Genomic DNA, 20028 nt, shown 5'->3' on the forward strand with positions numbered 1-20028 from the left:
CCGTCGGCGCCATCCTGCAAATGTCCGCGGTCCATACCGGCAGCTACGTCGTCGATCAGTTCGCCGCCTATTTCGTCTACTTCTATGCCGGCTATGCCTTCGCGCCGCAGATTTTCAAAATCGCCGATTTGGCCTCTGCTAACGTGCTGCCCGCCATCGGCGCGCTGGTGGTCTGGGCTGTTGTCGAAGCCGCTTTGGTGTTCTCGCCCGGCTTCGAAGTCGCTCCCGGCCACGTCACCATGGGCCTCGCCGCCCTGCCCGGCGTGCATCTGGCGCTAGCCATCACCGGTACTGTCGCGCTCTGCGTGCTCGCGGTCCTCCTGACCAAGCTCCCCGCCATGAACTGGCTGGGCTGGCTCGGCTCCAAGTCGCTCATCATTTATCTGGTCTTCGTGCTGCCCATGGGCATCGTGCGCACCATCCTGCTCAAGCTGGGCATCGTCAGTGATGTCAGCACCATCAGCATCATCGTCATGGCCGCCTCGGTGATTTCCCCGCTGATCCTCTATTGGATCGTCGAACGTACCGGTTGGGGCAAATTCCTCTTCGAACGCCCCGCCTGGGCTCACATCCCCGGCACCCCGGGCGCCCGTCAGCCGCGCGCGACCACCGCCACCGCGCCGGCCGAGTAACAGATGCGCTCATACCTGGACGCGCTGCTGCGCTACTTCGAATTCTCCGGCAGGACCGGCCGCGCCCAATACTGGCTGTATCAACTGGTCACGCTCATCATCGTGGGTGGGGCCATCTACTACGAATACCGCAGCACTGGGCTGCTCCCCGCTGAAGACAATCTCAGCCCGCTCATGATTTTTCTGAGTCTGTTCCACATCATACCCGGCATCACTGTAACCGTCCGCCGCCTGCACGATATCGGCAAGTCCGGCTGGTGGTATCTGCTCAATTTCGTCCCCTTCGGCGGGCTCTGGGTCCTGGTCTGGACCTGCTGCGCCTCCGAACCCGGCTCCAACGAATACGGCGACCGCGATGGCGAACCGACTCGACGCCGCAACTCGCGCCGCGCCGAACCTGAGCCCTATTACGCCCGCGCCCTGCGCCCCAGCGCCGCCAGCAACCCCGCCGGCGGCAGTTCGCGCCTCAACGGCTCCACCGAACGCTTCATCTGACGCAGGCAAAGCGGCCATAAGCCCCTTGCCTTTTTGGCAAAGACTCACGACAAGACCCTCGCAACTCCCCACATGCGAGGATCAGCCGATGAAATCCGCAGTCATCGTCTTTCCGGGCCTCAATCGCGACCGCGACATGATCGCGGCGCTGACCAAGATTTCCGGCACTGCCCCCGCCGTCGTCTGGCACCAGGACGCCGACCTGCCCGATGTCGACCTCATCGTCATCCCCGGCGGCTTCTCTTACGGCGATTATCTGCGCTGCGGCGCCATCGCCGCCCGCTCGCCGATCATGGACAAAATCCGCACCCGCGCCGATGCCGGGGTCAAGGTCCTCGGCGTCTGCAATGGCTTCCAGATCCTCATCGAAGCCGGCCTGCTCCCCGGTGCGCTGATGCGCAATATGAGCCTCAAATTCGTCTGCCGCGAGGTCAAGCTCGAAGTCACCAATGCGGCGACCGATTTCACCCGCGGCTACGCCCAGGGCCAGGTCATCCGCTGCCCCGTCGCCCACCACGACGGCAACTATTTCGCCGATAGCGAAACCATCGCCCGCCTCGAAGGCAATGGCCAGGTCGCCTTCCGCTATGCCGAAGGCACCAATCCCAACGGCTCGATCAACGACATTGCCGGCATTCTCAACGACCGCAAGAACGTCCTCGGCCTGATGCCGCATCCGGAAAACCTGATCGAATCCGCCCATGGCGGCACCGATGGTCGCGCCCTGTTCTCGGGCCTGCTGCAACAGGTCGCCTGACATGGTCCGTCGCCCCGCGAGAAACCCCCGCATTCTATTGCCATGGGTCGGCCTCGCGGTCGGCATTGGTGGGCTGGGGCTGCAGTTTTCCCTGTCCATGCCGGCCTATGCCGCAGCGGGCAAGGATATTCCCGGCTCGCTCGGCACGTTCCTCGCCTTCTACACCATCCTCACCAACATCGTTCTGGTGCTGGTCTATCTCTCCGTCGTCACCACCTGGCGCTGGCTTGAGCTGTTCCGCCACCCGATCACCCGCGGGCTGATGGCCGCCAATATCGCGCTGGTCATGCTCTACGTCTATTTCGTGCTGCGCCATCTGGCCGTGCTCGAAGGCCAGGCGCTGACCGCGGACAACATGCTGCATTATCTGGCGCCGATCCTGTACCTGCTGTGGTGGGTCATCGCCCAGCCGCATGGCGCTCTAAAATGGGCCAACCTGCCCCTGATGCTGGTGCCGACGCTGGCCTACCTGGTCTACATCCTGGCCCGCGGCGCCTGGGTCACCGAATACCCCTACCCCATCCTGGCGGTGCACAAGATCGGCTACGGCGCCGTCCTGCTCAATTCCGCCTACATGACGGTCGTTCTGGCCGCACTCATGGCCGTCGTCATCGCCGCCGACCACCTCCTTGCCCGCTTCTCCCGGACAGTGCCCGCATGACCCTTCCCAACGACATCGTCATTACCCCCCAACTCGTTGCCGATCACGGCCTCAAGCCGGATGAATACCAGAAGATCCTCGATCTGATCGGCCGCACGCCGACCTATACCGAGCTCGGCATTTTCTCGGCGATGTGGAACGAGCACTGCTCCTACAAATCCTCGAAAAAGTGGCTCAAGACCCTGCCGACGACCGGCCCTCGCGTCATCCAGGGCCCCGGCGAAAATGCCGGCGTGGTCGATATCGGCGATGGCCAGGCCGTGGTCTTCAAGATGGAATCGCACAACCACCCCAGCTTCATCGAGCCCTACCAGGGTGCCGGCACCGGCATGGGCGGCATTCTGCGCGACGTCTTCACCATGGGCGCCCGTCCCGTCGCCGCCATGAACGCCCTGCGCTTCGGCGCGCCCGATCATGAAAAGACCCGCCACCTCGTCTCGGGCGTCGTCGCCGGCATCGGTGGCTATGCCAATGCCTTCGGCGTGCCCACCGTCGGCGGCGAAGTCGAATTCGACGCCCGCTATAATGGGAATATCCTGGTCAACGCCTTCGCGGCGGGCCTGGTCGATACCGACAAGATTTTTCTGTCCGAGGCCAAGGGCGTCGGCCTGCCCGTCGTCTATCTTGGCGCCAAGACCGGCCGCGATGGCGTCGGCGGCGCCACCATGGCCTCAGCCGAATTCGGCGACGACATCGACGAAAAGCGTCCCACCGTCCAGGTCGGCGACCCCTTCACCGAAAAGCGACTGCTCGAAGCGTGTCTGGAACTGATGGCCACCGGCGCCGTCATCGCCATCCAGGACATGGGTGCCGCGGGCCTGACCTGCTCCGCCGTTGAAATGGGCGCCAAGGGCGATCTCGGCATCGAACTCAATCTCGACATGGTCCCGGTCCGCGAAACCGCCATGACGCCCTATGAGATGATGCTGAGCGAAAGCCAGGAGCGCATGCTCATGGTGCTGCATCCCGAAAAGGAAGCCGAGGCCCGCGCCGTCTTCGTCAAATGGGAGCTCGATTTCGCCACCGTCGGTAAAACCACCGACGATTTGCGCTTCCGTGTCCTCTGGCACGGCGATGAAGTTGCCAACCTCCCGATCAAGGATTTGGGCGACGAAGCCCCCGAATATGACCGCCCCTGGGTCGAGAGCAAGAAGTCCAGCATGCTGGCTGAAAACGACGTCCCGCAGATGGATGTCGCCGATGCCTTACTCGCCCTCATGGGCGGCCACCAGATCGGCTCGCGCCGCTGGGTCTACGAGCAGTACGACACCCTGATTCAGGGCAATTCCCTGCAGCGCCCCGGCGGCGATGCTGGCGTCATCCGCGTCGACGGCCACCCCACCAAGGCCCTCGCCTTCACCTCCGACGTCAACCCGCGCTATTGTGAAGCCGACCCCTATGAAGGTGGCAAGCAGGCCGTTGCCGAAGCCTGGCGCAACCTCACCGCCACCGGCGCCGACCCTCTCGCCGCCACCGACAACCTCAACTTCGGCAACCCCGAACGTCCTGAAATCATGGGACAATTGGTCGGCGCCATCAAAGGCATCGGCGAAGCCTGCATCGCGCTCGACTTCCCCATCGTCTCCGGCAACGTGTCGCTCTACAACGAAACCAACGGCAAGGGCATCCTGCCCACCCCCACCATTGGCGGCGTCGGCCTCTTGCCTGATTGGTCGCAAATGGCCCGCATTGCCTTCGCTGCCGAAGGCCAGGTCATCCTCCTCGTCGGCTCGCCCGCCAATCGCGGTAGCCACCTCGCCCAGTCGATCTACATGCGCGACCTGTTCGACCGCAAGGACGGCCCACCGCCCCCGGTCGATCTCGCCCACGAGCGCCGCACCGGCGATTTCGTCCGCAAACTCATACGCTTAGGCATTGCCACCGCCGTCCACGACCTCTCCGACGGCGGCCTCGCGGTGGGCCTGGCCGAAATGGCCATCGCCTCGGGCATTGGCGCCACGGTCACCGACATCACCACCGCCGACCCGATCCCGCAATTCTTCGGCGAAGATCAGGGCCGCTACCTCGTCACCATCAACCTCGACCCGCAGGGCGAGGAAATCACCGCGCTCTGGGACGAGGCCAAATCCCTGCGCATCCACGCCCCCTGGATCGGCTCCACTGGCGGCACCGACCTCGTCCTCGGCGACGCCCGCGCCATTCCTGTTGCGGCCCTCAAAGCCGCCCACGAAGGCTGGTTCCCCACCTATATGGCGGGCGAATGACCTCCTGGGCGCGTTTCTCCGCGAGTTTCGCGTCCCGCCTGCGCGCGCGCTTGCATCTGAGCCTGTTCAGAAAAACCTATCTGCGCGCATTGAGCGACCTGCCGACCATAACTGGCCCCGCCGTCGTGGTTGGAAGCGCGCCCAACCCGCACCCGCCCAAGGGGCTCAACGACAACTGGTTCGTGATCAGCGTCAACGCCTCGCAAGTCACTGCAGAGCAGTTTGGCTTACCCCGGCCCGACCTCTCCATCCTCCGCGACAATATTTTCTTTCGCGGTAACGTCTTTGTGCCCACCGAGATTCACGACGCCCTCTGGGCCGCATTGCGCGGCAGGCAAACCGCCCATGCGGTCGCCATCATGGGCAGCAGCGAGGACAAAGGCGCCACCGCTCAACTCGCCATCCATGACTATCGCGCCGATAGCGTCACCGAGCTAGACCGCCATGTCCGCGGCGCCGTTATCATGGAGATGACCGGCCTCTCCCACGTTGGCCTCAGCGCGGGCATTTCCAATGGTATCTTCGCGGCCTTGCTGGCGGTGAAGCTCGGCGCCAACCCGGTTGTCATGTCGGGTTTCTCATTCACCCCAGGCTGGCATTTCGCCAAGGACGTTGCCGTACCACGCGGTCATGTCCAGCCCGACCGAGCTGTGCTCAAGGCCATGGTGGACCGTGGATATCCGGTCTTTGCCTCGGACCCGGACTTCGCGAAAAATTCCGGGCTTCCGCTTTGGACCGGCCCCACCGCCTGATAAGGCGCTTGTGGTAAACTTTACGCGCTGTTCAAATCCCAGCATCGCCTTATGATCGCCGCTCTTTGGCGTCTTCTGGCGCTTGTATTGTGCGATGATTTTGGAGAGCCGTGATGAACAACCGCTGGGCCCTGGCCCCCTGCCTTCTGGCCGCGGCCGCTCTCCTGCCCGTCGGGGCTTATGCGCAATCCGATGTCACGGTTACCCGCTCCATCCTGCCCGATCAGCCTTATACGCTGATCTATCCTGCCGTCATGACGGCCACGGGCGGCGCCGCCGATCCGCTGACCATCAACCATCCCGATGCGCCGCTGCAATGCAGTGTCACAATCGTGCCGGCCGTCGCCGACACCAACTGGACCCCCGACAGCGCCCTGGCAGATTTTGACGACGCCAAGGTCGCCGCCACGTGGACCGAAAGCTTTCCCGGCTTCACAGTAGCCAGCAAGGGTACCACCGCCTATCAAAGCGGCCCCGCCCTCATTTATGAAGGCCAGAGCACCAATTCGCCCATGGGCGTGCCGCTGACCATCATGCACACCGAAACCGTCGATGGCGGTCGCGGCTATGTTCTCGATTGCCTGTTCGCCACCGAGGTAGCCGAAAAAGCCCGCCCCATCGCCAGTTTCATCATCGCAAATTTCTCCACCAAGGCGGATGCGGAATGTTGCGTCGGCGCCGAGGTCGCGCCGGAGCCCACGGCACCGGCAGCACCCGCGCCCTAGGCTCAGGCGCCGCCTCGTATTGAAGCCTCCCTGCGCACGTGCCATATCATTCTGACGCGGCCTGAGCCGCCAACTGCCCAGGAGTGCCCGCCATGCCCATGGAATCCGCCGAGATCGAACGCCGCATCAAAACGGCCTTGCCCGATGCGTCCATTGAAATCCGTGACTTGGCCGGCGATGGCGATCACTGGGCCGCCACCGTGATTTCCGAGCAGTTCCGCGGCAAAACCCGCGTGCAGCAGCACCAGCTCGTCTACGCCGCCCTGCAAGGCGACATGGGCGGCGCGCTCCACGCTCTCGCCCTGCAGACGAGTGCCCCTGAATAACATGGCGTCATCGCTGCGCGAATCGCTCGATCTGATCCGCATGGTGCGGCCCGAAGCCGGCACCACTGCGCTCGATCACGAAATTCTCGCCGAGCGCGCCTCCTCGCTCGGCGCCGCCGAACGCCACGTCATCGACGCCATTGCGGCTTTGGCTGCCGCCACCACCGACCGCGATCAACGCCTTGCCGAAGCCCGCCAACAGGTCTGGCAATATTTCGTGCAGCGCGAACTGGTCGGCTTCCGCCGCCACACCGACGTGATTCAAGAACTCAAGATTCCGCCCGAAGTGCTTGCCGGACTTGGCGCAATGCCGGAACGGCGCAAATGACCCGCGCCGTATTCCTCGATGTCGATGGCGTGCTGGTGCACGGCTATCACGCTCGCCCTGACCTGCAGCAGCGCTGGGATGAAACCCTGCTCGCCGATCTCGGCGTCGATCCCCAGCGCTTCCGCGACGAGTTCATCTATGACATTTTCATCAAGAGGGTGATCATCGGCGAGATATCGCTGATCGAGGCGCTGGAGCGCCGCTTGCCCTCGATGGGCTTCAAGGGCTCACCCATGGTGTTCGCCCACTATTGGATGACCCACGACACCAAGCTCAATCACCCGCTGCTGGCGCTGGTCAAACAGCTCAAGCAACGTGATGACTTGACGCTCTACGTCGCCACCAACCAGGAGCATATGCGCGCCCTCTGGCTCTGGCAGCAATTGGGCATGAGCGAGCTGTTCGAAGACATTTTCTATTCCGCCCGCATTGGCGCGCTAAAGCCAGCGCCTGCCTATTTCGATTTCATCATGGCCCGCATTGGCCCCCAGTCCGAGCCGCCGCTGTTCTTCGACGACACGCCAAAGGTCATCATCGGCGCCCGCGCCGCCGGCTGGGACGCCGTACAATTCGACACCATCGATGACTTCACAAGCCACCCCTGGATCGCCGAACGCTTGGCGCTTTAAGCACCTAATTCACCCGCAGTTCATCCCCGCTCCGCCAAAACACGGCATCTTCACCGTCACTGGCCCGGAGCTAAAATGATCCGCCCCATCATCATCGCCACCCTGCTCGCCCTTTGCGCTACCGCCGCTTTCGCGCAGGAGGCTGCGCCGGACCATACGCTCGAGTGCCACGACAACGGCCTGCACTACGTCATCGGCATTCCCGCGGCCGACGGCGGCACCAGCTACCGCGTCGGTGACTTCACTGGGCCGGACCAGACCAATCCGTGCAGCATGGACGCGCCCTTCACCCGCGAGTTCATCGCCGAGGACGGCAACCAGCTCTATTTCCAGGCCATCTCCGATGACCTGCTGGTGCTCGCCGAATCCACCGGCCCGCAATATTTCCTCGAAGTCTACAACCTGGAGCCGTCCGGCCCGATCCTGAAAGCGGATGCCCAGGACGTGGAAATCTCCGAGTTTGGCATTCACTATTATGCGCCCGCAGGCCCCGCGACGCCGCAGACCTGCCCGCGCTACGATGAACTCACCGCGGGGGGCATGGGCGCCATCATCGGCGAGGAGCGCTTCTACGCGTTTACCACCGCATCGGTCGAACCCGGCAAGGGTACGCGCTGCTACCAGACCCCATGATCACAGCATCGGTAATTGCCGATGAAGCCCTCGACAGCGCCGCTTTGAAGTCCTATTTATGGGCCAACAGTTTCCCGGCCCTCCCCGGACCCCAGAAAGGCAGCGACCCATGACCGATATCAACGCGTTCATCGACGAGAAGGTGAAGAGCAACGACGTGTTCCTGTTCATGAAGGGCTCGCCGGACTTTCCGCAGTGCGGCTTTTCGGGCCAGGTCGTGCAGATCCTGAACTATCTCGGCCTCGAATATGGCAGCGCCAATGTGCTGGAAAGCGCCGAACTGCGCGACGGCATCAAGGCCTATACCAACTGGCCGACCATTCCCCAGCTCTACGTCAAGGGCGAGTTTGTCGGCGGCGCTGATATCGTACGCGAGATGTTCCAGGCCGGCGAACTGCAGAGCCACCTCGAAGCCGCCGGCATCCCGGTCAAGCAGACCGCCTGATTGTCACGAAGTTGCGGCGAACGCGCCGGGCCAGTGCCCGGCGTTTTCATTTCGCCGGTACGTCCGCCGAAAACCGCCATTCGCGCAATGGACGCACCCGCTCCGTGGCCTCGGCATAAGTCGGATGCGCCTTGTACGCTGCTAGCGCCGCCGCATCCTCGAACTCGGCATAGACCACCACGTCGATCTCGTTGGAGATCTGGTCCACCTTGGAATTGCGTGTCACCTCGAAATGGCGCGAATGCGGAATGGTGCCGAGCAGCATCAGCCCCTCGCAGATCGCGTCGAGATTGTCCGAGGTCTTGGCGGTGAAAAACACGATGTGGCGGATCAAAGTCTGGCTCCTGAAGCAAGCGGTCTTGTCCTCGCGATTGACGCAAGCGTCAACCCTCATCACCGGCCTTGATAGAACCCATTCGGTAAATGCGCTTTGCGACACGCCGCCGCAGGGGTAGGTAACGGGTCCAATCTGGATGCCGCCATGCCCACCATCACGCTTCGCCCCGCAGTGCCGCTGCTCCTGCTGATTATCGCCGGCTGCGCCATCGCCGCCATCGGCAACGGTATCCGCACCAGTTTCGGCCTCTTCACCCTACCGATGACGGCCGATCTCGGCCTGACGCGCGAGGGTTACGCCATGGCCATGGCCATCCAGAATCTGGCCTGGGGCATCGCCCAGCCCTTCGCCGGTAGTTTCGCCGATCGCGTCGGCACCGGCCGCACCATTGCACTGGGCGCATTGATCTATGCCAGCGGCGTCATCCTCACCGCCTTCTCGCCCAGTGCCAGCCTCCTCATCCTCACCGCTGGCATCATCACCGGCACCGGCATCGCCATCTGCTCGTTCAGCGTCGTCATGGCCGCCTTCGGCCGCTCCGTGCCCGCCGAAAAGCGCCCGATGATCTTCGGCATCGCCACCGCTGCCTCGTCGTTCGGCCAGTTCGCCTTCGCCCCGATCAGCCAGGGCTTCATCAATGCCTTCGGCTGGCAGACCGCGCTGGTGTATCTCGGCATGCTGCTATTGCTTATCATCCCGCTGTCCTTCGTGCTGCGCGGCCGCACCGAAAACACGCCCGGCCAGGCCGACCTGCCCTTCATGGAGGCCCTGTCCAAGGCTTGGGGCCACGGCTCCTATCGCCTGCTGGTCATCGGCTTCTTCGTCTGCGGCTTCCATCTCGCCTTCATCAACGTCCACATGCCGGCCTATCTGGTGCAGTGCGGCCTGTCGCCCGAAGTCGGCTCCTGGGCGATCGCGGTTATCGGGCTGTTCAACATTGTGGGCTCCCTCCTCGCCGGCTATCTCGGCAGCCGCCTGCCCAAGCAGATGCTGCTCGCCTCGATCTATTTCCTGCGTGCTGTCGCCATCGCCGCGTTCCTGCTGATCCCGGTCAGCGAGTTCACCGCCTACGCCTTCGCCGCGGCCATGGGCCTGCTCTGGCTCTCGACCGTCCCGCTCACCGCCGGCCTCGTCAGCCTGTTCTTCGGCCCGCGCTACATGGGCATGCTCTATGGCGTGGCGTTTTTCTCCCACCAGCTCGGCTCCTTCACCGGTGTCTGGCTGGGCGGCTATGTATATGACCTCACTGGCTCCTATAGCCTGGTCTGGTATTTGGGCATTCTGCTCGGCCTCGGCTCCGCCGCCATCCACCTGCCCATCCACGAGCGCGGCGCCAAAGCCTTCGCCATCACACCATTGCCAGCCTAACCAGGCACTTACGACTAAAGGCTGACTCATTTTCGCAACGCTGCCATGATCCATCGGCTTTTGCCGATGCTCAGGGTTGCCAAAGCAGTTCGCCCAGTTCAAGCTAGCATCCTAATTATTGGCGCCTTCCCCCGCGCCCTTTTCCGAGTTTCATTCATGTCCAGCCACTTGACGCGGGTTCTCTCCCGCCCCGAATTCATTGCCTTAATGGCTGCGCTCATGGCGCTCAATGCCCTCGCCATCGACGTCATGCTGCCCGCCTTGCCCTATATGGGCGAAGCCCTCGGCATCTCCAGCGAGAACGAGCGCCAGTTCGTCATCACCGCCTATATGCTTGGCATGGGCATTGCCCAGCTCGCTTTCGGCCCGCTATCGGATCGTTTCGGCCGCCGTGCGCCGCTGTTCATCGGCATCGCAGTCTATGTCGCTGCCGCCTTCGCCGCAGCCTTCGCGCCAAGCTTCGCCATCCTGCTGGCCTTGCGCTTCACCCAGGGCGTCGGCGCCGCCGGCACCCGCGTCATTGCCACCTCGATCGTGCGCGACATGTATTCGGGCCGGGCCATGGCCGAAGTCATGTCGCTGACCTTCATGGTGTTCATGGCAATCCCGATCGTCGCGCCAGGCATCGGCCAGCTCCTGCTGCTGACCGGGCCGTGGCAGTACATCTTCCTGTTCATGGCTGGCCTCGCCACCATTTTCGGACTCTGGGGCTTTTTGCGCCTGCCCGAAACGCTGGCCCTTGGCAATCGCCGCCCGCTGACCTTCAAGGCCGTCGCCGACGGCTTCCGCATCGTCTGCACCAACCGCGTCGCCTTCTCCTATGGCTTGGCCGGCATGTTCCTGTTCGCCGCCCTGTTCGGCTTCATCAGCTCGGCCCAGCAGGTCTATGTCGATATCTATGGCCTCGGCGTCTATTTCCCGGTCGCCTTCGCCGCGATGGCCGCGCTGATGTCGGTGTCGTCCTTCACCAATTCGCGCATCGTCAGCCGCCTCGGCATGCGCCGGCTCTCGCATTTCGCCGTGTTGGTCTATACGGGCGTCGCCGCCATCTGGTTGGGCCTCTCCATCGCCGGCTTCATGCCGCTCTGGCTGTTCTTCCCGCTGCTGGCCATCATTATGTTCGCCTTCGGCTGGGCCGCGTCCAACATGAACTCGCTCTCCATGGAGCCACTCGGTGCCGTTGCCGGCACTGCCTCATCGGTGTTCGGCTTTATCCAGACCGTCGGCGGCGCCCTGATCGGCAGCTTCATCGGCCAGCAGTTCAACGGCACCGTCGTGCCCGTCGCCGCCGGCTATTTTACCATGGGTGTGTTGACGTTGATCTGTGTGCTGGTCGCCGAAAACGGCAAGCTGTTCGGCGTGGGCACCGAATATGCCCACACCGACATGAGCCAGCACGCGGCGCACTAAGCTCAGTCGGGGCGGCCAGCCGCCTCGACCTCAGCTCTATCCGCATAGACGTGATCGACCAGCCCCCAGGTTTTGGCCTCTTGCGGCGTCATGAAGTTATCGCGCTCCAGCGCCGCCTCGACCTCCTCGTAGGTCCGCCCGCAATGCTTGGCATACAGCATGTGCATGCGCCGTTTCAGCCGCTCGCTCTCCTGCGCATGGATCATGATGTCGGTGACCTTGCCTTGGTAGCCGCCGCTGGGTTGGTGCAGCATGATGCTGGCATTGGGCAGACAGACCCGGCTTCCCGCAGCCCCGCCCATCAGCAGGAACGAGCCTGCCGACATCGCCATGCCCATGCACAGTGTGCCCACCGGCGCCTTGATGAACTGCATCGTGTCGTACATCGCCAAAGCGGAGGTCACGACGCCGCCGGGGGAGTTGATATAGAGGCTGATCTCCTTGGCGGGATTTTCGGCCTCGAGGAACAGCAGCTGCGCGCAGACCAGCGAGGCCATATTGTCCTCGATTTCGCCATTGACGAAAATGATCCGCTCCCGCAACAGCCGCGAGTAAATATCGAACGAGCGTTCCCCCCGGCTGGATTGTTCCACCACCATAGGGACGAGTTGCATCATGTCGCGCATCGGCGATCTCCGTTCAGAAGTTGAGTTGAAATTCATCAAGGTGGCGAGATGACCTCTATGGCCCATCCCCACCGCCCTTCCCGCGGGCTTGACCCGCGGGCCACTCGCCGCTCGCACCGTGCTGATAGAGACCCCCGAATCCAGTCCGGGGGAAGCACGCTGTTTGCGGCAGTATCTCGCTAAGCCGCCATCATCATCGCGCTGCTATTGCTGTTCGCCGCCACCGGCAGCGCCATCGGCGCATGCGTCAGCCGGAACCATGTCCCGCCATCGGTCATCGGCGTGATCTCGAACGTCACCACGCTTTCCTCGGCCCCCACGATGGCGCCCTGCCCGCTTTCGCGCCATCGATACGTCAGCGACTTGTTCTCTTCCGAATTCACCACCGCCAGATCGATCTTCTCCGACGTCGGCTTCAACCATCGCTCCAGATATTCCGGAATGCTCAGCGCCCGCCAAACCTTCTCGAGCGGCGCGTCCAGCGCGCATTCGAACACCAGCGCGTCCTCGTCCGTCATTGGTCCATCTCCTTGAGCAAATCCTTGAGCGCATCGATCCGCTCCGGCCAGAATGCCCGATATCGCGCCAGCCACGCATGCAGCGGCGCCATGCCCTCCGGCTCCACCCGGTAATGCGCAAACCGCCCCGCGCGTCGCTCGCTGACCAGCCCGGCCCCGCGCAACACTGCCAAATGCTGGCTCATCGCCGGCTGCGAAATGGCAAAGCCCTCGCGCAGTTCCGTCGCCGTCATCTCGCTACCGGCCAGTCGCTCCAACACCGCCCGTCGCGTCGGATCGGCCAGCACTTTGAAAATCTCTGCTTCGCTCATATCCACACATAAGCACAGACTTATGCGTTACGCAAGTCTCCCCGATCGATGCCAATTTCACCCATCGCCCGAACACGCTACAGCTTGATGCAGCTACGGAATCACCGACGGAGACGACGACATGGCCTATGTATCGGGGCGCACCTACCTAGCCATTCCCGGCCCCTCAGTCGCTCCAGACCGTGTCCTGTCCGCCATGCACCGCGCCGCGCCCAATATCTACGAGGGCGAAATTGTCGAGATCACCCATGGCATCATTGCCGATCTCAGGCGCGTCGCCCTCACCACCCAGCATGTCGCCATCTATATCGCCAACGGCCACGGCGCCTGGGAAGCCGCCAATGCCAACATGTTTTCCCGAGGTGATCGCGCCCTGGTCGCCGCCACCGGCCGTTTCGGCCACGGCTGGGCCGAGCACGCAACCCGCATGGGCATCGACGTCCAGATGATCGATTTCGGCAAGAGCTCTGTCGCGGACCCTACTCGCATCGCCGAAGCGCTTGCGGCCGACACGGACCACACCATCCGCGCCGTCCTCGTCACCCATGTCGATACCGCCTCGACCGCCCGCAACGACCTTCCCGCCATCCGCGCCGCCATCGACTCGGTCGGCCACCCGGCCCTTCTCGCGGTCGATGCCGTCGCCTCACTCGCCTGCGACGAGTTGCGCATGGACGAATGGGGGATCGACGTGATCGTCGGCGCCAGCCAGAAGGGGCTCATGCTGCCACCCGGCCTCGGCTTCCTCTGGTTCTCCGACAGGGCGCTGGAGGTCTCCAGAACCGCCGATCTCGTCAGCCCCTATTGGGACTGGAAGCCGCGCGGCACCGGCACCGAGTTCTGGCAATTTTTCGGCGGCACCGCCCCGACGCACCACCTCTACGGCCTGCGCGAATCCCTCACCATGCTGCTCGACGAAGAGGGTCTGCCTAATGTCTGGCGCCGCCACGAAACCCTTGCCAGCGCCGTCTGGGCGGCCTTCGTCGCCTGGGGCGCAGCAGGCGGCATCAGCCTCAACATGAGCGATCCCAACGCGCGCGGCCGCTCCGTCACCGCCGCCCGCATCGCCAATGGCGGCGCCGGCGCTCTGCGTAAGTGGCTCGAAACCGAAGCCGGCGTCACCCTCGGTATTGGGCTGGGAATGGCCCTGCCTGCCGAGCCCGCCTATGCCGATTTCCTCCGCGTCGCCCATATGGGCCACGTCAATGCCCACATGACCCTTGGCGTTCTCGCCACCATGGAAGCCGGCATGCAGGCGCTGGGGATACCACATGGCCCCGGCGCGCTGGAAGCTGCGGCGGCAGCTATCGCCCGCGGTTCGGCCCCTAAACCGTAAACACCTCGCGCCGCAGCATCTCCCAGCTCTCCCGGTCGCTCGCCACCAACAATCCGCCGCCACGATGCTCGGCCCGATACCCCTGCCCATCCAGCCGCGCCACATGCGCACCGGCCTCGGCACAGATCAGCGCTCCAGGAACATGGTCCCACGGCATCAGCTTGTTGAAAAAACAAAAGCTCAAATGTCCGCCCGCCGCCATGCGGTATTCATGCCCGGCGCAGCGAAAGCTCGATGCCACCCGCACTTTGGCCAGATTGGCCAGCACGCCCACACGTTGCTCGACCGGCAGGTAGAACGGCGATGCCGTGCCCGTCATCTGCGCCAGCGGCACCGGGGAAGCAAAAGTCTGCCGCACCGTCGAGCCATCCGGCCGCCGCAACCATGCGCCGCTGCCCTTCTCAGCCAGAACCCAGTCGTCGCCCATCGGATCGTAAATGATCCCCGCGACGGTCTCGCCCTTGACCACCACGCCAGCCATCACCGCGAACAGCGGCACTCCGGCGGCGAAATTGGCAGTCCCGTCCACCGGATCGAGAAAAATAGCGAGGTCCGCTCCCACCGAGCGATCCAGCACGGATGCGTCGGCGGACACCGCCTCCTCGCCCACCACCATTGCCTCCGGCCATAGCCGGTTGATCGCCGCCGTGATGACCCGCTCGGCCTCGGTGTCCGCCTCGGTCACGAGGTCAATGGCTTCGGTCTTCTGGCGCACCATGCCGGCATCCAGCCGCCGGAACCGCGGCAGAATCTCCGCGTAAGCCGTTTCGCGTAACAGTTCGGCCAGCTTCAATATATCCACGCTCACTCAGTCGTCCTCCGGTCGAGCAGTCCGGCAAAATCGAACAGCTTTGGGTCCAGCAAATGGCTGGCATTGACGTTCCCTAACGCGCGGATCATGACATCCTTGCGACCGGGCATCCGCTTTTCGATATCGCCCAGCATGGCCTTCATCGCATTGCGCTCGAGCCCATCCTGACTACCGCACAGATCGCAGGGGATGATCGGAAACGCCATCGCGTCCGAGAACTTCTGCAGGTCGTCCTCGGCGCAATAGATCAGCGGCCGCAGCACTTCGACAGTGCCCTCGTCGTTCAGCAGCCGTGGCGGCATCGCGGCGAGCTTGCCGCCATGGAACAGGTTCATGAAGAAGGTTTCGAGGCTATCGTCGCGATGATGCCCCAGCACCAGCGCCGAACAGCCCTCTTCCCGTGCGATGCGGTAGAGATTGCCCCGCCGCAGCCGCGAGCACAGCGAACAATACGTCGCCCCCGCCGGCAGCTTGTCCGTCACGATGGAATAGGTATCCCGATATTCGATCCTGTGCTCGATCCCCAGCCCGGTCAAAAACTCCGGCAGGATATGCTTGGGGAAATTCGGCTGCCCCTGATCCAGGTTGCACGCCAAAAGCTCGACCGGCAGCAGTCCGCGCCATTTGAGGTCCAGCAGCAGCGCCAGCAGCCCGTAGCTGTCCTTGCCGCCCGATAAAGCGACCAGCCACTTCTCGCCCGCCCGCGCCATGGCGAACTTCTCGATCGCCTCGCGTGTATTGCGGATCAGCCGCTTGCGCAGCTTGTTGAACTCCACCGATCGCGGCGCCCCCGCATAGATCGGATGCGCCCCGCCTTCGGTTTCATCGAGGGGCCGCTCGGCCAAGTCCATATCGCTCATGGTCGAAACTCTCCGCATCGCGCCTCGTTGCTGATACCGCCTCCCCCGCCCAAGGGAAAGAGCAAGCGCGCCCGAACCTTACGGCGAATTCATTCCGCCGTTCTTGCTTATGCCGATTTGTGTCCGCTAGATGACAGCAGTTAATCGACACCCAGGAGTTTGCCCGGTGTTCCGTTCGTTCTTTCCCGCGCCAAAGATATTCTTCACGTCAGCTGCGCTGTGGATCGCGCTGACGATGCTGATCTGGTTCACTCTCGGGAGTGCCATCGAGCCCTATCTTAGCCTTGGTCCCTGGCTGAGCATTCCAGTCACCGAAGCCAATCCAGCCCCATTCTTCGACAGCGACAAGGTCTGGCTCTACCAATACGTGATCGTCGCCGGATACTTGTTCTGCGTGCCGTGGTTCTTTTTCAACGACAACCGCCGCTGGTATTGGTGGAGCGTCGTAGGCACGGTCACCATTATTGAGGTGGTTTATTTCAACGTCCAAGTCAGCGCCTGGCTGAACGATTGGTACGGCTCTTTCTATGACCTCATCCAAACGGCACTCGATCCGGCAAAGAAAGGCACAGTGACGCTCGATCAGTACTTTGGACAAATCGCGACGGTGGCTATCGTCTTCGCCGCCAACGTTCTCGTCCTTGTCATCAACGCCTTCCTCAATGCGCACTATCTGCTGCGCTGGCGCCGGGCGATGACGTTTTACTACATGGCCAACTGGCCACAGGTGCGCACCATCGAAGGCGCCGCCCAGCGCGTGCAGGAGGACACTCAGAATTTTTCGTCAATCGTGGAGGGTCTAGGGCTCAACATCATTTCCTCGTTCATGACGTTGATCGTTTTCCTGCCCATCCTGTGGAATCTATCGACCCACATCATCGATATTCCGATATTTGGCGCGGTGCAGGGCAGCCTGGTGTGGCTGGCGCTGTTTCAGGCGATCTTTGGAACGGTGTTGTTTGCCGTTGTTGGCATCCGCTTACCAGGCCTAAACTTTGCCAACCAGCGCGTAGAGGCGGCCTTCCGCAAGGAATTGGTCTATGGCGAAGACAATGGCGATCGGGCCGATCCTGTCACGGTGCGCGAGCTCTTTCGAAACGTTCAGCGCAATTATTTCCGCATCTATTTCCACTACACCTACTTCAACGTCGCCCGCTATGCATTCATCAATTCCTCGCAGTTCTTCCCCTACTTGGCCATGGGCCCAACGGTGATCGCGGGCGCGCTCACCTTCGGTTTGTTCCAGCAAATCCTCTCGGCCTTCGGTCAGGTGGCTGACTCGTTCAGCTTCCTGATGAATTCGTGGACCACCATCATCAACCTGATCTCGATCTATCAGCGCCTGCGCGGCTTTGAAAAACAGATCCCGCCCGAGACCAAGATTTTCGCCAACGACTATGACGATCCCCGCTTTCTGGACTCGCGCGGTATTTTCGTCGATCCAACCCCACCCAGCCCCGCGCTCTGATCGGGGATGGGCAGGTCAAGGGTAGTTGTCTAAGGGGCGCCACCTAATCCGCACAAAAAAAGGGCCGCTCCGAGGAGCGGCCCTTTCCAATTCCGAGATCGATCGAAAACCCGTATGGAGCTTCGTTCCGGTGAGTCAGCTGGTGTGGTCTTCGAGAACCGGAGCGGAACGTACGTTTGGTACGTGAGCACCGGAAGCACAGAAGACCGCGCCAGATGGCCGCCGGAGCAGAAGCTCCGGGCGGGTTTTTAACGCGAGTAGAATTCGACGACCAGGTTCGGTTCCATCTGGACCGGGTATGGCACGTCCGACAGGGCGGGAACACGCACGAAGGTCGCGGTCATCTTGTTGTGGTCGACTTCGACATATTCCGGCACATCGCGCTCGGCCAGCTGCACGGCTTCGAGCAGCACTGTCAGCTGCTTGGAGCGATCGCGCACTTCGACCTTGTCGCCAACCTGAACCTGATAGGACGGGATGTTGACGCGCTTGCCGTTGACCAGAACATGGCCGTGGCTGACGAACTGACGGGCAGCGAACACGGTGACCACGAACTTGGCGCGATAGATGATCGCGTCCAGGCGGCTCTCGAGCAGGCCGATCAGGTTCTCGCCGGTGTCGCCCTTAACGCGGGCAGCTTCGGAATACAGGCGCTTGAACGCCTTTTCGGTGATCGAGCCGTAATAGCCCTTAAGCTTCTGCTTGGCGCGGAGCTGCAGACCGTAGTCGCTCAGCTTGCCCTTGCGGCGCTGACCATGCTGGCCGGGGCCATAGGCACGGGCATTGAGCGGGCTCTTCGGACGGCCCCAGATGTTCTCGCCAAGACGACGATCGATTTTATGCTTTACTGAACTGCGCTTCGACATCGCGTATCCTTTTCAAAAGTCGAATGGATCGCGCCCTCCTCTGCCATCCGGAAACCGGATGACCGACAGATCCCAAATATTCAGGAGATCCCGGGTGCGCCTAGGGGCCATGAGGCCCGGATAGGTAGCGGCGTCATATAAGCGACATGGGTCGAAGTCAAGCCGGTCAGGCTTCGGCGATTGGCTCGACGATGCCATCGTCCACCATTTTGCGGTCAAGCGTCCGCTGCTCGCGCAGGCCGGGGAAAATCTGGCTCCAGATGCCGGCTACCGCCATGGCGCCGAAGCCACCGATCACCACTGCCCCGACCGGCCCGATGAAATGCGCCACCGTTCCCGCCCGGAACTCGCCCAATTCGTTGGATGCCCCGATGAACACCGAATTGACCGCGTTGACGCGCCCACGCACCTCTTCGGGCGTCCACAACTGCATGATGGTCTCGCGAATCGTCACGCTCACCATGTCCGATGCGCCCACCAGGGCCAGCGCCGGGATCGAGACCCACAACGATGTCGAGAATCCGAACACCATCGTGAACGCCCCAAACAGCGCCACGAAAACGAACAAAATCCGCCCGGCAAAGTTGCGGATTGGAAACTTGGTCAGGTATAGCGCCATCACGATCGCCCCAAGACCGGGCGCTGCCCGCAGCAAGCCGTTGGCAATAGAGCCGCCATGCAGGATGTCGGTGGCGTAGATCGGCAGCATGGCCACCGCGCCGCCCATCAGCACGGCAAACATGTCGAGCGAAATGGCGCCCAGAACCACCTTGTTGGCAAAGATATATTTGAACCCGCCCAATAGGGTTTCAACGCTGGTCGCCTGATGCGACTCGCGCTTCGGCGGCTGGGGAATCAGCATCACGCTGACGATCGCGCAGGCGAGCAAGACTGACCCGGTGCCAAAAGCGACCACGGGGCCGAAGCTGTACAGCACCCCGCCCAGCGCTGGGCCGGCGATCGAAGCAAACTGCCATGCCGAGGCATTGACCGTTATGGCATTGGACAGCGCCTCGGACGGCACCAGGTTGGGCGCCAACGACTGCGCCGCCGGTCCCCAAAACGCGCGTGCGGTGCCCAGCACCACCAGAATCGCAAACAGTGGCGCGATTTCATGGGCCTGGGCGTTAGAGAACAGCAGGAAACTGATCGCGCAGACAAGCTCGACGCAGAGGCAAATTGCCATGATGCGGCGACGATTGAACCGGTCGGCGACGAGGCCCGTCACCAGGATCAGCACCAGCGCCGGCAGAAACAGACATAGGCCCACCAACCCCAAAAGCAGCGGCTCGCGCGTTACCGTGTAAATCTGGTAGCCGATCGACACCGACATGATCTGCACGGCGAAGCTGACCAGCAGCGTGGTCAGCCAGAAAAACCGGAAGCCGATATAGGAAAAAGCTTGTCTGCTTTTGTCTTGGGGGGCGAGCGTGCTCATGGCACAAGCCCATCGCACGGCCTTTTGTCGCAGTCAAAGGTGGAACCGCCCAAATGCGTCTACCCCGCCCC

The 20028-nt window shown here is 62.7% G+C and carries 23 protein-coding genes and 1 pseudogene; 16 read left to right on the plus strand and 8 right to left on the minus strand.

From position 1 onward, the window contains the following. The 12 genes and pseudogenes from JWP26_RS12945 to grxD form a co-directional block, all read left to right on the plus strand. Positions 1–632: pseudogene (locus tag JWP26_RS12945) on the plus strand (acyltransferase); the annotation flags it as partial. Positions 633–635: 3 nt separating this feature from the next. Further along, positions 636–1127, plus strand: coding sequence for a DUF805 domain-containing protein (locus JWP26_RS12950; RefSeq protein ID WP_299728163.1), 492 nt, complete (start codon positions 636–638; stop codon positions 1125–1127). A gap of 88 nt (positions 1128–1215) precedes the next feature. Further along, positions 1216–1884: a phosphoribosylformylglycinamidine synthase subunit PurQ gene (gene purQ / locus JWP26_RS12955; protein WP_299728166.1), complete on the plus strand. Its 669-nt coding sequence runs from the start codon at positions 1216–1218 to the stop codon at positions 1882–1884. Position 1885: 1 nt separating this feature from the next. Continuing rightward, positions 1886–2545 carry a Pr6Pr family membrane protein gene (locus JWP26_RS12960; protein ID WP_299728168.1) on the plus strand — a complete coding sequence of 220 codons (660 nt, stop codon included), beginning with the start codon at positions 1886–1888 and terminating at the stop codon, positions 2543–2545. After that, the gene (purL, locus tag JWP26_RS12965; protein WP_299728171.1) at positions 2542–4770 is read left to right on the plus strand and encodes a phosphoribosylformylglycinamidine synthase subunit PurL; all 2229 of its coding nucleotides are present in this window, start codon (positions 2542–2544) and stop codon (positions 4768–4770) included. Before JWP26_RS12960 ends, purL begins: the two co-directional genes overlap by 4 nt. Beyond that, entirely contained in the window at positions 4767–5522 is a 756-nt protein-coding gene (locus JWP26_RS12970) for a hypothetical protein (protein ID WP_299728174.1), read from the plus strand. The genes purL and JWP26_RS12970 overlap by 4 nt, the downstream gene beginning before the upstream one ends. Before the next feature lie 113 nt (positions 5523–5635). Then, positions 5636–6247, plus strand: a complete 612-nt coding sequence (locus JWP26_RS12975; protein ID WP_299728177.1) for a hypothetical protein — start codon at positions 5636–5638, stop codon at positions 6245–6247. Between the two features lie 92 nt (positions 6248–6339). Further along, positions 6340–6573 (plus strand): BolA family protein, encoded by a 234-nt coding sequence (locus JWP26_RS12980; protein WP_299728179.1) that lies wholly within the window; start codon positions 6340–6342, stop codon positions 6571–6573. 1 nt (position 6574) lies between these two features. Further along, the gene (locus JWP26_RS12985) at positions 6575–6901 is read left to right on the plus strand and encodes a DUF6665 family protein (RefSeq protein WP_299728181.1); all 327 of its coding nucleotides are present in this window, start codon (positions 6575–6577) and stop codon (positions 6899–6901) included. Further along, on the plus strand, positions 6898–7530 hold the full coding sequence (locus JWP26_RS12990) for an HAD-IA family hydrolase (protein ID WP_299728184.1): 633 nt from the start codon (positions 6898–6900) through the stop codon (positions 7528–7530). The genes JWP26_RS12985 and JWP26_RS12990 overlap by 4 nt, the downstream gene beginning before the upstream one ends. A gap of 75 nt (positions 7531–7605) precedes the next feature. Further along, complete coding sequence (locus tag JWP26_RS12995; RefSeq protein WP_299728187.1) at positions 7606–8163, plus strand: hypothetical protein; 558 nt, start codon at positions 7606–7608, stop codon at positions 8161–8163. A gap of 109 nt (positions 8164–8272) precedes the next feature. Further along, on the plus strand, positions 8273–8608 hold the full coding sequence (grxD, locus tag JWP26_RS13000) for a Grx4 family monothiol glutaredoxin (protein WP_299728190.1): 336 nt from the start codon (positions 8273–8275) through the stop codon (positions 8606–8608). A gap of 46 nt (positions 8609–8654) precedes the next feature. Here grxD and JWP26_RS13005 read toward each other — a convergent pair whose 3' ends face one another. Further along, complete coding sequence (locus JWP26_RS13005; RefSeq protein WP_299728193.1) at positions 8655–8942, minus strand: Dabb family protein; 288 nt, start codon at positions 8940–8942, stop codon at positions 8655–8657. 147 nt (positions 8943–9089) lie between these two features. Between JWP26_RS13005 and JWP26_RS13010 the strand changes: the two genes are divergently transcribed. Both JWP26_RS13010 and JWP26_RS13015 read left to right on the plus strand, forming a co-directional pair. Further along, positions 9090–10313, plus strand: coding sequence for an MFS transporter (locus tag JWP26_RS13010; protein WP_299728196.1), 1224 nt, complete (start codon positions 9090–9092; stop codon positions 10311–10313). A 156-nt stretch (positions 10314–10469) separates the two neighbouring features. Then, positions 10470–11723: a multidrug effflux MFS transporter gene (locus tag JWP26_RS13015; protein ID WP_299728199.1), complete on the plus strand. Its 1254-nt coding sequence runs from the start codon at positions 10470–10472 to the stop codon at positions 11721–11723. A 2-nt stretch (positions 11724–11725) separates the two neighbouring features. Here JWP26_RS13015 and JWP26_RS13020 read toward each other — a convergent pair whose 3' ends face one another. The 3 genes from JWP26_RS13020 to JWP26_RS13030 all read right to left on the minus strand — a co-directional run bounded on the left by JWP26_RS13020 (position 11726) and on the right by JWP26_RS13030 (position 13178). Next, a complete protein-coding gene (locus JWP26_RS13020) occupies positions 11726–12349 on the minus strand; it encodes an ATP-dependent Clp protease proteolytic subunit (RefSeq protein WP_299728202.1) in 624 nt (207 codons plus the stop codon). Positions 12350–12528: 179 nt separating this feature from the next. After that, positions 12529–12867 (minus strand): SRPBCC domain-containing protein, encoded by a 339-nt coding sequence (locus JWP26_RS13025; RefSeq protein WP_299728205.1) that lies wholly within the window; start codon positions 12865–12867, stop codon positions 12529–12531. Beyond that, positions 12864–13178, minus strand: a complete 315-nt coding sequence (locus JWP26_RS13030; protein WP_299728208.1) for a metalloregulator ArsR/SmtB family transcription factor — start codon at positions 13176–13178, stop codon at positions 12864–12866. The genes JWP26_RS13025 and JWP26_RS13030 overlap by 4 nt, the downstream gene beginning before the upstream one ends. A gap of 121 nt (positions 13179–13299) precedes the next feature. On the opposite strand from JWP26_RS13030, the gene JWP26_RS13035 reads away from it, so the two are divergent. Continuing rightward, positions 13300–14514, plus strand: coding sequence for an aminotransferase class V-fold PLP-dependent enzyme (locus JWP26_RS13035; protein ID WP_299728211.1), 1215 nt, complete (start codon positions 13300–13302; stop codon positions 14512–14514). Here the strand turns inward: JWP26_RS13035 and JWP26_RS13040 are convergent. Next, positions 14504–15322 (minus strand): inositol monophosphatase family protein, encoded by an 819-nt coding sequence (locus JWP26_RS13040; RefSeq protein ID WP_299728214.1) that lies wholly within the window; start codon positions 15320–15322, stop codon positions 14504–14506. The two genes, JWP26_RS13035 and JWP26_RS13040, sit on opposite strands and share 11 nt — an antisense overlap. Then, positions 15319–16176: a tRNA 2-thiocytidine(32) synthetase TtcA gene (gene ttcA, locus JWP26_RS13045; RefSeq protein WP_299728264.1), complete on the minus strand. Its 858-nt coding sequence runs from the start codon at positions 16174–16176 to the stop codon at positions 15319–15321. The genes JWP26_RS13040 and ttcA overlap by 4 nt, the downstream gene beginning before the upstream one ends. A gap of 175 nt (positions 16177–16351) precedes the next feature. Between ttcA and sbmA the strand changes: the two genes are divergently transcribed. Then, positions 16352–17653: a peptide antibiotic transporter SbmA gene (sbmA, locus tag JWP26_RS13050; RefSeq protein WP_299728217.1), complete on the plus strand. Its 1302-nt coding sequence runs from the start codon at positions 16352–16354 to the stop codon at positions 17651–17653. 248 nt (positions 17654–17901) lie between these two features. Here sbmA and rpsD read toward each other — a convergent pair whose 3' ends face one another. Together rpsD and JWP26_RS13060 are read right to left on the minus strand one after the other, a co-directional pair. Then, on the minus strand, positions 17902–18519 hold the full coding sequence (gene rpsD / locus JWP26_RS13055; protein ID WP_299728220.1) for a 30S ribosomal protein S4: 618 nt from the start codon (positions 18517–18519) through the stop codon (positions 17902–17904). A gap of 166 nt (positions 18520–18685) precedes the next feature. Then, positions 18686–19957 carry an MFS transporter gene (locus JWP26_RS13060; RefSeq protein ID WP_299728223.1) on the minus strand — a complete coding sequence of 424 codons (1272 nt, stop codon included), beginning with the start codon at positions 19955–19957 and terminating at the stop codon, positions 18686–18688. Positions 19958–20028: the final 71 nt, after the last annotated feature.

The sequence above is a fragment of the Devosia sp. genome, assembly GCF_028290435.1.
Classification (GTDB): Bacteria; Pseudomonadota; Alphaproteobacteria; order Rhizobiales; family Devosiaceae; genus Devosia.

Coding starts and splice junctions, on each gene's coding strand:
- JWP26_RS12950 (WP_299728163.1), top strand. CDS start 636: ATGCGCTCATACCTGGACGCGCTGCTGCGCTACTTCGAATTCTCCGGC.
- purQ (WP_299728166.1), top strand. CDS start 1,216: ATGAAATCCGCAGTCATCGTCTTTCCGGGCCTCAATCGCGACCGCGAC.
- JWP26_RS12960 (WP_299728168.1), top strand. CDS start 1,886: ATGGTCCGTCGCCCCGCGAGAAACCCCCGCATTCTATTGCCATGGGTC.
- purL (WP_299728171.1), top strand. CDS start 2,542: ATGACCCTTCCCAACGACATCGTCATTACCCCCCAACTCGTTGCCGAT.
- JWP26_RS12970 (WP_299728174.1), top strand. CDS start 4,767: ATGACCTCCTGGGCGCGTTTCTCCGCGAGTTTCGCGTCCCGCCTGCGC.
- JWP26_RS12975 (WP_299728177.1), top strand. CDS start 5,636: ATGAACAACCGCTGGGCCCTGGCCCCCTGCCTTCTGGCCGCGGCCGCT.
- JWP26_RS12980 (WP_299728179.1), top strand. CDS start 6,340: ATGCCCATGGAATCCGCCGAGATCGAACGCCGCATCAAAACGGCCTTG.
- JWP26_RS12985 (WP_299728181.1), top strand. CDS start 6,575: ATGGCGTCATCGCTGCGCGAATCGCTCGATCTGATCCGCATGGTGCGG.
- JWP26_RS12990 (WP_299728184.1), top strand. CDS start 6,898: ATGACCCGCGCCGTATTCCTCGATGTCGATGGCGTGCTGGTGCACGGC.
- JWP26_RS12995 (WP_299728187.1), top strand. CDS start 7,606: ATGATCCGCCCCATCATCATCGCCACCCTGCTCGCCCTTTGCGCTACC.
- grxD (WP_299728190.1), top strand. CDS start 8,273: ATGACCGATATCAACGCGTTCATCGACGAGAAGGTGAAGAGCAACGAC.
- JWP26_RS13010 (WP_299728196.1), top strand. CDS start 9,090: ATGCCCACCATCACGCTTCGCCCCGCAGTGCCGCTGCTCCTGCTGATT.
- JWP26_RS13015 (WP_299728199.1), top strand. CDS start 10,470: ATGTCCAGCCACTTGACGCGGGTTCTCTCCCGCCCCGAATTCATTGCC.
- JWP26_RS13020 (WP_299728202.1), bottom strand. CDS start 12,349: ATGCGCGACATGATGCAACTCGTCCCTATGGTGGTGGAACAATCCAGC.
- JWP26_RS13025 (WP_299728205.1), bottom strand. CDS start 12,867: ATGACGGACGAGGACGCGCTGGTGTTCGAATGCGCGCTGGACGCGCCG.
- JWP26_RS13030 (WP_299728208.1), bottom strand. CDS start 13,178: ATGAGCGAAGCAGAGATTTTCAAAGTGCTGGCCGATCCGACGCGACGG.
- JWP26_RS13035 (WP_299728211.1), top strand. CDS start 13,300: ATGGCCTATGTATCGGGGCGCACCTACCTAGCCATTCCCGGCCCCTCA.
- ttcA (WP_299728264.1), bottom strand. CDS start 16,176: ATGGACTTGGCCGAGCGGCCCCTCGATGAAACCGAAGGCGGGGCGCAT.
- rpsD (WP_299728220.1), bottom strand. CDS start 18,519: ATGTCGAAGCGCAGTTCAGTAAAGCATAAAATCGATCGTCGTCTTGGC.
- JWP26_RS13060 (WP_299728223.1), bottom strand. CDS start 19,957: ATGAGCACGCTCGCCCCCCAAGACAAAAGCAGACAAGCTTTTTCCTAT.